10 protein-coding genes are annotated in these 14,904 nt (G+C 72.9%); 3 read left to right on the forward strand and 7 right to left on the reverse strand.

What is annotated here, in order from left to right; genetic code table 11:
- Nucleotides 1-481 precede the first annotated feature (481 nt).
- Nucleotides 482-1,819 (reverse strand): cysteine desulfurase family protein, encoded by a 1,338-nt coding sequence (locus JJJ15_RS09720; protein ID WP_106110467.1) that lies wholly within the window; start codon nucleotides 1,817-1,819, stop codon nucleotides 482-484.
- Nucleotides 1,820-1,854: 35 nt separating this feature from the next.
- On the opposite strand from JJJ15_RS09720, the gene nudC reads away from it, so the two are divergent.
- Both nudC and JJJ15_RS09730 read left to right on the forward strand, forming a co-directional pair.
- Nucleotides 1,855-3,060: an NAD(+) diphosphatase gene (nudC, locus tag JJJ15_RS09725; protein ID WP_106110468.1), complete on the forward strand. Its 1,206-nt coding sequence runs from the start codon at nucleotides 1,855-1,857 to the stop codon at nucleotides 3,058-3,060.
- Nucleotides 3,061-3,229: 169 nt separating this feature from the next.
- The gene (locus tag JJJ15_RS09730; RefSeq protein ID WP_200510599.1) at nucleotides 3,230-5,407 is read left to right on the forward strand and encodes an ATP-dependent DNA helicase UvrD2; all 2,178 of its coding nucleotides are present in this window, start codon (nucleotides 3,230-3,232) and stop codon (nucleotides 5,405-5,407) included.
- Here the strand turns inward: JJJ15_RS09730 and JJJ15_RS09735 are convergent.
- Both JJJ15_RS09735 and JJJ15_RS09740 read right to left on the reverse strand, forming a co-directional pair.
- The gene (locus JJJ15_RS09735; RefSeq protein ID WP_200510600.1) at nucleotides 5,343-6,449 is read right to left on the reverse strand and encodes a thiamine biosynthesis protein ThiF; all 1,107 of its coding nucleotides are present in this window, start codon (nucleotides 6,447-6,449) and stop codon (nucleotides 5,343-5,345) included. The two genes, JJJ15_RS09730 and JJJ15_RS09735, sit on opposite strands and share 65 nt — an antisense overlap.
- 183 nt (nucleotides 6,450-6,632) lie before the next feature.
- Nucleotides 6,633-7,820, reverse strand: a complete 1,188-nt coding sequence (locus tag JJJ15_RS09740) for a S16 family serine protease (protein ID WP_246742011.1) — start codon at nucleotides 7,818-7,820, stop codon at nucleotides 6,633-6,635.
- 178 nt (nucleotides 7,821-7,998) lie between these two features.
- On the opposite strand from JJJ15_RS09740, the gene JJJ15_RS09745 reads away from it, so the two are divergent.
- Complete coding sequence (locus JJJ15_RS09745; protein WP_200510601.1) at nucleotides 7,999-9,429, forward strand: zinc-dependent metalloprotease; 1,431 nt, start codon at nucleotides 7,999-8,001, stop codon at nucleotides 9,427-9,429.
- Between the two features lie 80 nt (nucleotides 9,430-9,509).
- Here the strand turns inward: JJJ15_RS09745 and JJJ15_RS09750 are convergent, their stop codons facing one another.
- The 4 genes from JJJ15_RS09750 to JJJ15_RS09765 all read right to left on the reverse strand — a co-directional run bounded on the left by JJJ15_RS09750 (nucleotide 9,510) and on the right by JJJ15_RS09765 (nucleotide 14,385).
- Nucleotides 9,510-10,088, reverse strand: coding sequence for a PPA1309 family protein (locus JJJ15_RS09750; RefSeq protein ID WP_106110472.1), 579 nt, complete (start codon nucleotides 10,086-10,088; stop codon nucleotides 9,510-9,512).
- A 145-nt stretch (nucleotides 10,089-10,233) separates the two neighbouring features.
- Nucleotides 10,234-10,401, reverse strand: a complete 168-nt coding sequence (locus tag JJJ15_RS09755; RefSeq protein WP_106110473.1) for a DUF3117 domain-containing protein — start codon at nucleotides 10,399-10,401, stop codon at nucleotides 10,234-10,236.
- 156 nt (nucleotides 10,402-10,557) lie between these two features.
- Complete coding sequence (locus tag JJJ15_RS09760) at nucleotides 10,558-11,316, reverse strand: TIGR00730 family Rossman fold protein (RefSeq protein WP_200510602.1); 759 nt, start codon at nucleotides 11,314-11,316, stop codon at nucleotides 10,558-10,560.
- Between the two features lie 108 nt (nucleotides 11,317-11,424).
- The gene (locus tag JJJ15_RS09765; RefSeq protein WP_200512032.1) at nucleotides 11,425-14,385 is read right to left on the reverse strand and encodes a UPF0182 family protein; all 2,961 of its coding nucleotides are present in this window, start codon (nucleotides 14,383-14,385) and stop codon (nucleotides 11,425-11,427) included.
- Nucleotides 14,386-14,904: the final 519 nt, after the last annotated feature.

Consider the following 14,904-nt stretch of genomic DNA (forward strand, 5'->3'; position numbering starts at 1 on the left):
ACGGTCTTCTCGAACTAGAAGAAAGCGGAGATAATGATAGCTACGCTCTTCAAGCAGCTTGCAAGAAGACGAAGCACTTCGAGGAGCTGTGAATCATGGTTCTTGTTCTTCTTGGTGGGTGCCACCTTTGATGTCACCCGGGTCACCTCCTTCTTCTGATCGAGTCGGGTACTGTCGGGGCTGAATGTGTGTGGGTTAGCCGTGGCATGAGCTATGCTAGCACGCATGGAGCCGTGGCGGTACGGACTCTGCGTGAGCAGAGATGACCCCGTGTGGTGGTTAGCCGTCGCGTTGGCCCCGCGTGAGCGGGGAGCTAGTGGGTGCCCGGGCGTACCAGCCGGGGGTGTCCACGCAGGTCAGGGGGCCTCCGTCGCCGGGTGGTGACGGAGGCCCCCTGGACGAGGAGGACATGAGCCCCCTCTGTACGGACGTCAAAGACTATGGTCTTCATCTCAGTAAGTTGAGGATCCCTGGTCCGGCCTCACCGCCTGGCTGAGTACCCCCGGCGGGCGGTGTCCAGGGCCGCGGGCAGGACGTCGAGCAGCCGCTCGACGTCGTCGGCGGTGGTGGACCAGCCCATGGAGCAGCGCAGCGTCGAGCGTGCCGGGCCCTCGCCCAGGCCCATGGCCTCCAGCACGTGGCTGGGCCGGATGACGCCCGCGTGGCAGGCGGAACCGGCTGAGACGTCCACGCCGCCCATGTCCAGGGCCATGAGCAGGGCCTCGGTGTCCACCTCCTCGAACCACAGGTGCGCCGTGGTGGGCAGGTGGGGGGCGTCGGCCGGGAGCGTGGCGTGTACCCCCTCCAGGGCGCAGGCCCCCTGCAGGAGCCTGCTGCGCAGCACCTCCAGCCTGCGTGACTCCTCAACCTGCTCGGCCACCGCCAGCTCCACGGCCAGCGCCAGGGCCCGTGCCCCGACGACGTCCTGCGTGCCCGAGCGGATCCCCCGCTCCTGGCGGCCCCCGCCCGTGGCCGTCACCAGTGTCAGGTTACGCCGGGCCACCAGCGCCCCGGTTCCCACGGGCGCCCCGATCTTGTGGCCGGTGACGCTCATGGCGTCCAGACCCCAGGCGCCAAAGCGCACCGGCACCTTGCCCAGGGCGGCGACGGCGTCACAGTGCACGGGGACGTAGCCGGGGTCCGTGGGGCGACGCGCCCCGGTGGCCTCCCGGACGACCCGGACGAGTCCGCCGACGTCCTGCAGGACGCCGGTCTCGTTATTGGCCGCCATGACCGACACCAGGGCCGCAGACGGACGGTTCCCACCAGGGGACACCGCCTCGGCCAGGGAGCCGGGCAGCACCCGGCCAGCGGCGTCGACCGCCAGCAGGTCCAGCTCCGCCCCCAGGTGGGCGACGGCGGTGCGGGCGGAGTCCAGGACGGCCGGGTGCTCGGTAGGGGAGACGACGAGCCGGGGGGTGCAGTCCCCGGCACCGCTGCCCGTGGGCACCCGCCTCTTCCCCGTACCCGGCGCGTGGTGGTCCTCGTGACGGGTTCCAGGCGCTCGGCTGCCGGCTGCCGTGTGCGTGACGGTCCTGCGCGTCCCCTGGGCCCGCGCCGCCAGGACCCGCCCGGAGACGACCAGCGCGTCGGCCTCGGTGCCGCCGCTGGTCAGCAGCACCTCGTGGGGGTCCACCTCCAGGGCGGTGGCCAGGCGCGCCCGGGCCCGGGCCAGCGCCGCCCCTACGCGCCGCCCCGAGGCGTGCGTGGCCGCCGGGTTGGCCCAGCCGCCCAGGTTGTCGGCGAGGTCGGCCGCCACCTGCTGGGCGACCTCCGGCCGGAGCGGGGACGTGGCTGCGTGGTCCAGGTAGGTGCGCACAGGGCGGATCGTAGCCGCGGTGGCAGGATGGGTGTATGCCCTACCTCGCGCTCTCCCGCTCCGCCACCGACCGCGACGCCGGTCGGCGCGGTGAGCCGTACCTCCTGGACCACCTGGCCGCGGACCCGGCCACCCGGGTGGTCCTCGTCGATGCGCGCGGGCGCGTGGCCGTCCAGGCGGGACCGGTGCCCCTGGGTGCCGACCTGCCCCAGGACGGGCTCACGCCCCCGGACGCCCTGCTCCCGGCCCCCGCGACGTCGGAGCGTGTACGCCTGGCGCCCCTGGTCGCCGCCGACCTGGGCGACCTCCTGAAGGCGGAGGACCTGACCGCGCTCTACCTGGGGCGTGAGCCCGACGACGGCGCCCCACCGGCGCCCCAGGTCCCCGGGCCCGCCCCGCGGGGTGCCAGCCAGCCGAGGCAGGACTCGGGGGCCGCCCTGAGGCAGCGCGTCTCGGACCAGCCGGTCCCGGACCCACAGGGTGCCAGCCAGCTGGCCCCGGAGCAACCCGCACCCGGGCCGGGGAGGACGTCCTGGGTGGGCGTCGTCCTGCCCGGGGGCGCGGACCGGCAGGACCGGCAGGACGAGGGGGGACGCGCCGACCTGGACGGGCTCCTGTCCCGCTACCCCCTGGCGGCCCTGCGCGCGGTGGGCGCGGACATGGACGCCCACGACGCGGGCCTGGCCACCACGGCGGTGGCCCTGGCCGCCTGGCACCACCGCTCCCGCTACTGCCCGGCCTGCGGGACCCCCACCCGGGTCGTCCAGGCCGGGTGGGCGCGGCGCTGCCCGGGCTGCGCCGCCACGCACTTCCCCCGCACCGACCCGGCCGTCATTATGGCCGTCACCGACGACGCCGACCGCCTCCTGCTGGTTCACGGGGCCACCTGGGAGGCGCGCAGGTACTCCGTGGTCGCCGGGTTTGTCGAGGCGGGGGAGGACGCCGAGGCGGCCGTGGCCCGGGAGGTCTGGGAGGAGACGGGGCTGCGGGTAGGGCGTGTGGAGCAGGTGGCCACCCAGCCCTGGCCCTTCCCCCGCTCCCTCATGCTGGGCTACCGGGCCCGCCTGGTCCCCGGTCAGGGCCTGCCCCGGCCCGACGGCGTCGAGGTCACCGGCGCCCGCCTGCTCACCCGGGCCCAGCTCGCCGAGGCGGTGGCCCGCAGGGAGGTGGTCCTGCCGGGACGCACCTCGATCGCCCGCGTCCTCATTGACGACTGGTACGACCAGCCCGAACGCCCCTGACGCCAGAGGTGCCGGGTCAGGCCGCCCCGCCGACCTCGGGCCTGCGCGCGCGTCCCTGACGCCAGAGGCGCCGGAGTACCAGGGGGCGGGGTGCCGGGGACCGGCCGAGAAGGGCGTCAGGGTCCTGCAGGGGGCGGGAGGGCGGGCAGGCGTGGCACCCTTGGACCTAATGAGCCAGCCTCCGACATCCTCACCGCCGCCACCCGCCCCAGCACCGCGGTCCGCCCCGCCGTCACCCGCGCCGTCCGCCCCGCCGTCACCCGCGCCGCCGTCTTTTGCCACGCCGGCTGCCAGATGGGACGCCCAGGCGCTCCTGGAGGCCCTCGACTCCGACCAGCGGCAGGTCGCCGAGCACCTGGAGGGCCCCCTGTGCGTCCTGGCCGGTGCCGGGACCGGTAAGACCCGGGCCATCACCTACCGGATCGCCTACGGGGTGGCCGTGGGCGCCTACCAGCCCACCCAGGTCCTGGCCGTGACCTTCACCGCCCGGGCCGCCGGTGAGATGCGCTCGCGCCTGGCCGACCTGGGCGTCCCCGGGGTGCAGGCCCGCACCTTCCACTCCGCCGCCCTGCGCCAGCTCACCTACTTCTGGCCCACCGCCATCGGGGGTCGCCGTCCCGAGATCCAGTCCCACAAGGCCCCCCTCGTGGGCGCGGCCGCCCGCCGCCTGGGCGTGTCCACCGACCGGGCCCTCATTCGCGACCTGGCCGCCGAGGTCGAGTGGGCCAAGGTCACCATGACCCTGCCCGAGGACTACGTCCAGGTGTCCGCAGCCGCGGGCCGCACCGGGGTGGCCGGGATGGAGCCCGCCGCCGTGGCCCAGGTCCTGGTCGCCTACGAGGAGGCCAAGAGCGAGCGCGGCGTCATTGACTTCGAGGACGTCCTGCTCCTGACGGTCGGTATCCTGTTGGACCGCGAGGACGTCGCCGCCCAGGTGCGTGGCCAGTACAAGCACTTCGTGGTCGACGAGTACCAGGACGTCTCCCCCCTCCAGCAGCGGCTGCTGGACCTGTGGCTGGGACGGCGGCGCCAGCTGTGCGTGGTGGGGGACGTCTCCCAGACCATCTACTCCTTCACCGGGGCCACCCCCGACTTCCTCACCGGCTTCGCCTCCCGCTACGCCGGCGCCCGCACGGTACGCCTGAGCCGCGACTACCGCTCCACCCCCCAGGTGGTCTCCCTGGCCAACCAGGTCCTGGCGCGCTCACGCCGGGGCGGGGTGCTGCGTCTGCCCGCCGGCGCCGTCGAGCTCGTGGCCCAGCGTCCCGCCGGGCCCGCCGTGCGCTACCAGGCCTATGACGACGACGTCGCCGAGGCCCAGGGCGTGGTGGCCCAGGTGCGGCGACTGCGCTCCAGCGGCGTGCCACTGAGCGAGATCGCCGTCCTGTACCGCACCAACTCCCAGTCCGAGGCCATTGAGCAGGCCCTGTCCCGTGCCGGGATCGGCTACCTGGTACGCGGGGGCGAGCGCTTCTTTGAGCGCGAGGAGGTCAAGCGCGCCATGGTGGTGCTCCGGGCCGCGGCCCGCACCGAGCGGGCCACCCTGACCGGGGACCTGGGGGACGACGTGCGCACCTTCCTGGCCCGGGAGGGCTGGCACGCCGAGCCGCCCGCCGCCCAGGGGGCCGTGCGTGAGCGCTGGGAGTCCCTGGCCGCCATTGTCGAGCTCGCTGACCAGATGGCCGAGCGCCGGGGCTCCGACCTGGACGCCCTGGTGACTGAGCTCACTGAGCGGGCCTCCGCTCAGAACGCCCCCACGGTGGCGGGTGTCACCCTGGCCTCCCTGCACGCCTCCAAGGGCCTGGAGTGGGACGCCGTCCTGCTGGTAGGGGCCTGCGAGGGGCTGCTGCCCATATCCCTGGCCGAGGGGGCCGACGCCGTCGAGGAGGAGCGCCGCCTGCTCTACGTGGGCGTCACCCGCGCCCGCCAGCACCTGGTCATCTCCTACGCCCGGGCCCGCACCCCGGGGGGGCGGGCCTCCCGCCAGCCCTCCCGCTTCCTGGACGGCATCTGGCCCGCGCCCGCCAGCAGGGCCCGTGGTCGTGGCACCGCCGGGGCGGGCTCCAGGGGCCGTGCCAGGCAGGCCGCCGTGGACTTCGAGGCCGAGAACGACCCGGCCACCGTGGCCTTGTTCGAGGAGCTGCGGGCCTGGCGGGCGGGCGTGGCCAAGGAGCGGTCCAGGCCCGCCTTCACCGTCTTCTCCGACTCCACCCTGCGCCTGATCGCGATTATGCGGCCCACGACGCTGCCCCACCTGGCCGCGGTCAAGGGCGTCGGCGCGGTCAAGCTCCAGGAGTACGGCCCGGCTGTGCTGAAGGTGCTCCGGGAGCATCCGGCCCAGGACTGAGAGCTGGCCCCGTCGGGGGCACCGCGTCGGGGGCATCGGATACCGTGCCGGGTGTGCCGGGGGTGCCGGGGGCGTCGGGCGGTGCGCTGGCGGTGCCGGGCGCCGTGCCTGGGGCCTCGGCCTGGCCCCCCGGCCGCGCGGGCGCCGGGTCGGGGGCCTCGGAGGGCGGGGCCTCGGTGACCTGGCTGCACACGCACTCGGGGTGCGGGTCCCACAGGCGCTCCAGCCCCACCGGGTCCAGGGCGCTGAGCTCCACGCTGCGCCCCAGCCAGATAGGTCCCCGGCCGGTCAGGACGTCAGTGGCCGCCCGCACCGCCAGCGCCGCCGCCTGCTGGCTCAGGAGGGACTCCATGACGGGGGCGGGCAGCGTCCGCAGCTGGGTGGCCAGGTTAGGCCAGTCGGGATCGGCCTCGCGCTCCCACAGACCCAGGCAGGTCACGCACAGGCTGGCCTGCGGCCCCAGGAGCGGCCCCACCCGCACGGCGGTCTCGCCGCAGGTCACGGGCAGGTGCGCCAGCTGGCTGAGCCGACGGGCCCGCAACGGGTCAATGACCTGCCCCTCCACGGTCAGGACCAGGTCGGGCAGGCGCCGCGGCGTCGTCGTCCTGACCCCCAGGTCCTCCAGCTCCTTGACCAGGTCCTGGGCGGTAGGGTCCCTCAGGAGGACGGTGCCCACCGCGCAGCGGGCCAGGAGGCGGGCAATGGGCCCGGTCAGGCCGCCGTTGCCCACCAGGGCCACGACGCCGCGGCGCAGCGCCCGGGTCCGCTCCTGGGGCAGGTCCGCGACGCGCTCCCAGTAGACCTCGTCCTGGGCGGTGGGCAGGTGGCCGGGGACCAGCGCCCCGACCTGTCGCAGGCGCCCCAGGACGCTGCGGGCCTGGGCGGTGGTCAGCCCCGCGGCCCGGGCGTCGGCGCGCACGCTCTCGGGGCTGATGAACTCCGGCAGGGAGCTGAGGAAACGCTGCTCCCGGGCACTCAGGCCGCAGACCACGGTGCCTCGTGAGGAGCCGACCTGGATGGTGTCCGGACTACGCCACAACACGGGCGCACCACCACGATAGTGCATTGTCTACACCCTCTCGATCATGCTTGACAATTTTACCTTGTATCAAGGGTGTCACACATGAGGAGATTCTGCTGGGTTTTCAGCCGTGTCGGCAGGATGTCTGAAGGTCGGCTCGCAGACGTGTCATGCCCTGCTCTACTGGCCTGTGCCGTGTCCAGCCTACTGGGACTCGCAGGTAGGCAGGTCGCTCGTGCTACCGCTGGCAATACCCTTCAGAGCGGTGACCGCCTCGTGGAGGGTGGACACCGAGACCACCTCCAGGCCCGCGGGGACGTGCCCGACCACCTCCGGGCAGTTGGCGGCCGGGGCCAGGAAGTAGCGCGAGCCCGCCCGCCGGGCGCCAGCCATTTTCTGGGCGATCCCGCCGATCGGCCCCACCGTGCCGTCGATCGCGATGGTGCCGGTGCCCGCCACGTCCTGCCCCCCGGTCAGGGAGCCGGGGGTGACCTCGTCCACGATCCCCAGGGCGAACATCATGCCGGCGCTCGGGCCGCCCACGTCTGCCAGCCCGAAGCTGACCTCCACCCCGGAGTCCGCCCTGGCGGACAGGTAGACGCCCAGGAGCGAGCCCTGGCGGTCCGAGCCCTGCGGCGGCGCCAGGGTGGTCACGGTGGCGGTGGTCTCGGCCCCGTCCCGGCGCAGCCCCAGGGTGACCTCCGTGCCCGGGGCCAGGGAGGACATGAGCGTACGCAGGTCGGTGTAGGTGGTGATGGTGGTGGTCGCCGCGCCCGACGGCGTGACCGAGACCAGCACGTCACCGGCCTTGAGCCCGCTGTCGGCCTGCTCCTGGGCCACCCCCGAGATCGTCAGCGTCATGGTCGTGGCCAGGCCCGTCTCCATGAGGGCGGCGACCACCGCGGCGTCCTGGGAGCCGGTCATCTGGGCCTGGTTGGCCTGGTCCACCTGCTCCTGGCTGAGGTTGGAGGGGCAGACCGACTCCCGGTCCAGGATCTCCTCCTCGTCGTCGAGCCACGCGCCCACCAGGTCCACGAGGTGGACGGGGTAGCCGGGGCAGCCGCTGACCGAGACCGTGGTCATGCGCAGGGCGCCGTCGGCCTGGTAGGTCGGTGCGCCGGAGACGGTCAGGACGTCGGCGGAGCCCTCACCGCCGGCGGCCAGGACGTTCCAGGTCGGGCCGGGGGCCTCAATGACCACGTTGACCGGGATGGTGACGCTGGCTACCACCAGGAGGGTCACCGCAATGAGTGCGACCGCAATGACCGGCCCCCGACGCCGTCGGCTCCGGGGGGCGGTCCCGTCTTGACCCGTCTCCTGCGCCGGCAGGGGCGAGGGGGGCTGCGGGCCGGGGGGAGGGCAGGTGTCGGCTGGGTGCTCCGTGGTGCTCACCGTCCCATCATGCGGCACCCACCTGGGAGGACACGAGGAGGGGGAGCACCGAGGCACCGGCCCGCCCGGTGTTCGCCGTCGGCATCCTGACAGCGTACCCCCAGCAAACCGTGTCACGATGAGGTCTTACCGCGCAGCAGGCAGGTCCCGGCCCTGCGCCACACCTGAGAGGAAGCCCATGAGCGAGGACCCCTTCGACCAGCTGGAGGAGCTGCTGGCCTCCCTGTTCGGCCCGCAGACCGCAGGTGACGCCGTCGACGCCCTGCGCGCCTCCGGCGTAGACCCCCAGACCCTCGCCCAGGTCAGCGGCATCAGCGACCTGACCAGCCTCAGCCCGGGCCAGATCATGGCGGTGCGTTCCCAGCTCACCCAGATGTTCGCCTCCTCCGCCGGGGAGCCGGTCAACTGGTCCATGGGAGGGGACCTGGCCCTGACCGAGGCCCGCTCCAAGGGCGACCCCACCGTCACCGCGGCCCAGGCCGAGGCCACCACCCGCGCCCTGCAGGTGGCTGACCTCTGGCTCGACACGGCCACCGACCTCATGCCGGCCCCCGGCAGGCGCGAGGCCTGGAGCCGCGGGGACTGGGTGGAGCGCACCCTGCCGGTGTGGAAGGACGTGTGCGCCCCCGTGGCCGCCGCCGCCACCGCCGCCCTGGCCGGGGCCCTGGAGCACCAGATGCGTGACCTGCCCGCCGACATGGGCGCCGAGGCCAAGCAGCTCGGGGCGCTGGGCTCCATTATGCGCTCCATGGCGGGCACGGCCTTCGGCCTCCAGCTCGGCCACGCCATTGGCGAGCTGGCCGGGGAGGCCCTGGCCTCCACGGACGTGGGGCTGCCGCTGACCCGTGAGCCCGGGACCGCCCTGGTGCCCGCCAACGTCAGCGCCTTCGCCCAGGGGCTGGAGGCCGACGAGGAGGAGGTGCGCGTCTTCCTGGCGGTGCGCGAGGCGGCGGCGGCCCGCCTCTACTCCCAGGTCCCCTGGCTGCGTGGCCAGCTCCTGGGCGCGGTGGAGGCCTACGCCCGCGAGATCACCATTGACAACGCCGCCGTGGAGTCCGCCGTCGCCCAGGTCGACCCCTCCGACCCCGAGGCCCTGCGGGAGGCGCTGGCCGGGGGCATGTTCGCCCCCCAGGAGACCGACGCCCAGAAGGAGGCCCTGGAGCGTCTGGAGACCCTGCTGGCCCTGGTGGAGGGGTGGGTCGAGGTGGTCACGGCACGGGCCACCGCCCCGCACCTGCCCCACGCGGTGGCCCTGGCGGAGATGGTCCGACGCCGTCGGGCCCAGGGAGGCCCGGCCGAGCAGGTCTTCTCCCGGCTCATTGGCCTGACCTTCCGGCCGCGCCTGGCACGTGAGGCTGCGGTCCTGTGGCACCACCTGGGGCAGGAGGTGGGTGACGCCGAGCGTGACGCCTTCTGGCAGCACCCTGACGTCATGCCCACGGCCGCGGAGCTGGCCGACCCCACGAGCTTTATCACCATGCGCCGGGCCGCCCAGGACCTGGACTCCGAGGTGGACGCGGACCTGGCCTCCCTCCTGGACGGGACGCTGGGCTACGCCGAGGGCGCCAAGGACGCCGACGAGAACCGGCCCGAGGGCCTGGGGGACTAAGGGACACGGGCCCCGGGGAGGCTCGCCACTGCCGCCCGCAGGCACCCCTGGCGGGCTCCACCAGCCGCTGGCCAGCCGCCTCAGACCAGGGTCGCGGCCAGGGCCGTGGACAGCCCCGGTACCAGCCGGGGCCCCTGGGCGACGGCGTCGGGGGAGTCGTGGGAGCGGGTCCGCAGTGCGCACCACGTCTCCCCGCCCCGCAGCACGCCGACGACAATGCGGACGTCGTCCTTGTCGGCGCGGTCCGCCAGGTAGGCCGCGCGCTCGGCCTCGTCGGTGATCGCGGCGGCGTCCTGGGAGGCCCGGGGCGGGAGCATGACCCGCTCCACCGCCACGGCCACCCCGTCCACGCCCTCGGGCCAGGCGAGCTGGGACAGCAGGTCCTCCAGGCCCGCCGCCGCGGGCAGGCCCTCCTGCTCGATCGCGGTCAGCGCCTCGGGGTCGGTGCGGGCCTGCTCCAGGGCCTCGGGGTCCAGGAGGGTGGCGAGCTCAGGGTCGACCTCCAGGGCGTCGGCCGTGCGGACCAGGGCGAAGACCGCCACCGGCGCGTCCCACCCCCGGTGGGACTGGTGCTCCTCCAGCTCCTGGACGGTACGGGCCAGCGCGACGGTACGGGTGGAGCGTACGTGGGGGATACCGGAGGGGCAGGTCTCAGACATGCACGACATTGTGCCTGAGACCTGCCTGCGGGCAGTCCCGGCACGCCTGGGGGGTGTCGTGCGACGCGGGCGTGCGGCACGGACGGGAGCCAGGGTCTGGCCCCCGTCCGCGACGGCGTGGGAAGCGCGCCAAGCCCTGGACGGATCAGACCTTGACGGTGGCGAGGGCCGCGCTCAGCTCCTTGATCTCGTCAGGGGTGATCTCCACGACGAGCCGGCCACCTCCCTCAAGCGGGACCCGCATAATAATGGAGCGTCCTTCCTTGACGACCTCAAGAGGCCCGTCACCTGTCCTGGGCTTCATGGCGGCCATGTGCTCCCCTTTCCTAGCATGGGCGCGGATCCTCACCGCGTGACCGCAGATATTCTACGCCATACGGTGTGTTTTCACAGGGAGACAGTGGTACATTCCACGCTCTTAAGGGGTGGTTCGCGGCCGTGCCGCTCCCGGCCCCGGTTCTCCCCGCGCTCACCCCCTTCCGGTCATGGAGGCGTGTACGTGCTGGGCCCCGGTCACCACGGCCCGGACGGCCTCCTGCGCGTCGTCCACGACCTGCAGCAGGTCGACGTCCTGGGCGCTAATGGTGCCCGCCTCCACCAGGTGGGTACGCAGCCAGTCCACCAGCCCCGACCAGAACCGGCGGTCCACGAGGACCACCGGGAAGGAGGAGACCTTGCGGGTCTGGACCAGGGTGACCGCCTCGAAGAGCTCGTCCAGGGTGCCGAACCCGCCGGGCATGACCACGAACCCGTCGGAGTACTTGATGAACATGGTCTTACGGGCGAAGAAGTAGCGGAAGCTCACGCCCAGGTCCACGTAGTCGTTCATGCCCTGCTCCTGGGGGAGCTCGATCCCCAGGCCCACGGCCACGCCCCCGGCTTGGTGGGCGCCCTTGTTGGCGGCCTCCATCATCCCCGGGCCGCCCCCGGTCATGACCGCGTACCCCGCGCGGGCCAGGCCGGCCCCGATCTGCTCGGCCAGGGCGTAGGCGGGCTCCTGGGGCTGGGTGCGGGCCGATCCGAAGACGCTGATGGTGGGCCCCAGCTCGGCCAGGGCGTCAAAGCCCGCGACGAACTCGGCCTGGATACGCATGACGCGCCACGGGTCCGCGTGGAGCCAGTCGGTGCCGTCGTGAGGGGACAGGAGGCCCTCGTCGGTGGTCTGGGAGGGGATCTGGGTGCCGCGCAGCAGCACGGGGCCCTTGCGGTAGGACTTCCGTCGGTTCATGGTCTCAATCATGGCCGCGGCCGGGTACGGGCGCTCGCGCAGCGGGCATGAGGCCACAGGGTGAGGGCGTGCCACATAAGGTGGCACGCCCTCACGGCGGGGTCCTTCCTAGCCCATGCGGCTCTGGGCGTCAACGGCCCGGTTAATGGCGTCGGTGAGACGCTTCTGGGCGTTGCCGTAGGCCGCCCAGTCACCGGCCTTCATGGCCGTGTCGGCGTCGGTCATGGCGGACTTGGCGTCAGCCAGGGCGGTGTTCAGATCCGTCTGGGGGTCGCCGGTGCCCGACGTCGGGCTGGTCGAGGCGCTGGGCTGGGACGTCGGGGCGGCGGTGGCCCCCGGCGTCGGGCTGGCCGGGGTGGCCCCGGGGTCCTGGGGGGTGGTGGAGGTGCCGTTGGCGGCGCCCGCGTCGCCGTCGACCACCTGCTCGCCGGTGGTGGCCCCCGAGTCGCCCCCGAAGACCTGGTCCAGGGCCTCGCGCAGGGTGTCGGCGAAGCCCACCTTGTCACCGAAGGAGACCAGGACCTTGCGCAGCAGCGGGTACTGCGTGCCCGTGGAGGACTGGACGTACACCGGCTGGACGTAGAGCAGCCCCCCGCCCACCGGCAGGGTCAGCAGGTTGCCCTTGATCACCTGTGAGCCCTGCTGGCTCAGCAGGTTGAGGGTCTGGGAGGCCGTGGGGTCGGAGTTGAAGGTGTTCTGCACCTGTCCCGGGCCCGCGATGGACAGGGAGCGTGGCAGCTCCAGGAGGCGCAGCCGGCCGTAGTCGGGGTTGCGCTGCCCGGGTACGCCGGTGCCCGGGGAGGTCTCGGAGTCCACCGCCAGGAAGCCGGTGAGGACGTTGCGGTCGGTGTTGCCGCCGATAATGTAGACGCTGGACAGGGAGAAGGCGGCTACCTGCTGGTCGGGCATCTTCAGGGTCAGGTAGTAGGGGGCCTGCGGGCTGTTGCCGTCCTTGGCGGGGTCGTCGGGGACCTTCCAGAAGTCGCTCTCGGAGTAGAACTCCGCCGGGTCGGTGACGTGGTACTTGGCCAGGACGGTGCGCTGGACCTTGAACAGGTCCTCGGGGTAGCGCATGTGCGCCATGAGGTCGGCGCTCATCTGGCTCATGGGGGTGACCGCCCCCGGGAAGACCGACTCCCAGGCCTTGAGGACCGGGTCCTGGTCGTCCCACTGGTAGAGGGTCACCGAGCCGTCGTAGGCGTCCACCACCGCCTTGACCGAGTTGCGCACGTAGTTGGACTTCTTGGGGGCGCCCAGGAGGCCCGCGGCGTGGGTGGCGTCGGAGGCGGAGTCCTCCAGGGACTGGTGCTGGGAGTAGGGGTAGCTGTTGGAGGTGGTGTAGCCGTCCAGGATCCACTTCACCCGCTTGGGGGTGGCGGGGTCGTCGTCGTCGTCCACGACGGCGGGGTAGGGGTTGCCGTCCAGGGTCAGCCAGGGGGCCACCTTGGCCACACGGTGGGCGGGGTCGCGGTCGTAGAGGATCTGGGAGCCGTCACGGACCTCCTGGGAGAACAGGATGTTCATCTCCCGGAACTTCACGGCGTACAGGAGGCGGTTGAAGGGGTTGCCCACGTCGGGGCCGCCGTTGCCGGTGAAGGTGGTGTTGACCTGGTCGGAGTCCGCCGAGTCGTCGGGGTAGTCCAGCTCGCGGGGGGTGCCGCCGTCGTCCCCGCCCACGATGGAGTAGCTGGGGGAGGACTTACCGAAGTAGATGCGGGGCTCGTAGGAGCCCAGGTCGCCGGTGGAGGGGATGCCGCCCTCCCAGAAGGAGGGGTAGCCCCCGGAGGCCACCGTGTTGCCGTAGGCGGTCACGACGCCGTAGCCGTGGGTGTACACGGTGTGCTCGTTGACCCAGCTCCGGTTGTCGCCGATGCCGTCCAGGTTGAGCTCGCGCACCGCGATAACGGTGTCACGGCCCTTGCCGTCCACCTGGTAGCGGTCCACGTTCAGGGTGGGGGCGAAGGAGTAGTACTGCTTGTTCTGCTGGAGCTGCCGGAAGGTGGGGGAGACCAGGTTGGGGTCCAGCAGGCGGATGGAGGTGGTGGACTCGGCGTCCGCCTTGAGCTGGCCCGCCTGGGCGGTGGTGGTGGCCGAGTAGCTGGTCTCCTGGATGTCGTCGAGCCCGTAGGCGGTGCGGGTGGCCCTGATATTGCGGTCGATGTAGGCGGCCTCCTCGCGCTGGGCGTTGGGCTCCACCACGAACTTCTGGACGACGACCGGGTAGGCGGCCCCCACCAGGAGGGTGGAGACCACCATGACCACCACGCCGGTCACCGGCAGGCGCCAGGAGCTGGTGCGCAGGGCCGCCAGGAACATGACGGCAATGGCCACGGAGATGGCCGCCAGGATCGCGTAGGCGGGGATGGAGGCGTTGACGTCGGTGTAGGAGGCGCCGTCGAACTTGCTGCTGTCCGAGGCGTACAGCGACTCGTAGCGCTGCAGCCAGTAGCGCAGGGCCGTGAGCAGGCAGAACAGGGCCAGGACAATGGTGAGGTGACGGCGCGCGGCCCGGGTGAAGTGCGGGTTGCGGGTCACCGAGATGCCGCCGTAGAGATAGTGCACCACCACCGAGGCCACCCCGGCGAAGATCACCACGCGCATGAGGAAGCCGTTCAGCAGGCTCAGGGCCGGCAGGATGAAGACGTAGAAGGAGACGTCCAGCCCGAACTGGGGGTCCGCGGTCCCGAAGCTCTGGGCGTTGAGCGCCAGGAGGACCTCCCGCCAGTGCGGGGTCAGGTCCCCGGCGCCCCCGATCAGGCCCAGGGCAATGGGGATGCCCCAGGTCAGGAGCCTGCGTGCGGGCTCGATGGTGGCGCGGTAGGACTCCAGGTTGCGTGAGGCCTCGTCGGTGGGGGCGAAGACCTCCCGGGTGGTGTAGGCGCGCACCATGCCGACCATGACCGACGCCGACATAATCAGGAACCCGCCCAGGAACAGCGCGATACAGGTACCCCACCGGGTCCACACGGTGCGGGCGAAGCCCAGCTGGCTGAACCACAGGACCTCGGTCCAGGTCTGGGAGAGCACCCCGATGAGGAGGGCCACCCCCAGCAGGATGGACAGGGTCATGACCAGGGGACCGGGACGGCGGGAGCGGTCCCGGGCCGTTCCCGCCCCCTGCCCGCCGCCGCGCCCCTGGCCCGGTGCGGGCCTGCCCGGGGTGCTGGTGCGCCCACGCACGGGGCGGGCGCGGCCCGCCCCGCCCGGGCCGGGGCGTCGGTGCGGGTCCTGCCCGCCGTCCCGCCCCGACGGGCTCCCCGGGGCGTCCCCGGAGGCGTCCCGGTCACCAGGGGTGCGGGAGGAGCCGCCCTGGCCCACGTAGCCGGAGCGGACGCGGTTCTCCCGGCTGTCGGACTGGGAGGGGGTGGAGGAACCGCGGTCGGGGGCGCCGTCGGTGGGGGCGACGTCGTCGGGCTCGTCGGGGGTGCTGTCGTCGTTCGTGCTCACGATTGCTGCTCCGTCCTCAGGTGTGCGCGGGCGCGCAGGGCTCCGACGCCGAGGCGTCGGTCACCCCATCGTGTCACAGCCTCAGGCGGCCCCCAAACCCGCTCGCGTCAGGTCCCTCACCGGGGCGTGTCCCCCGGGGCG

Origin of the sequence: Actinomyces sp. HMT897, from assembly GCF_016626125.1 — a bacterium.
In the GTDB taxonomy this organism is placed as follows: Bacteria; Actinomycetota; Actinomycetes; order Actinomycetales; family Actinomycetaceae; genus Actinomyces.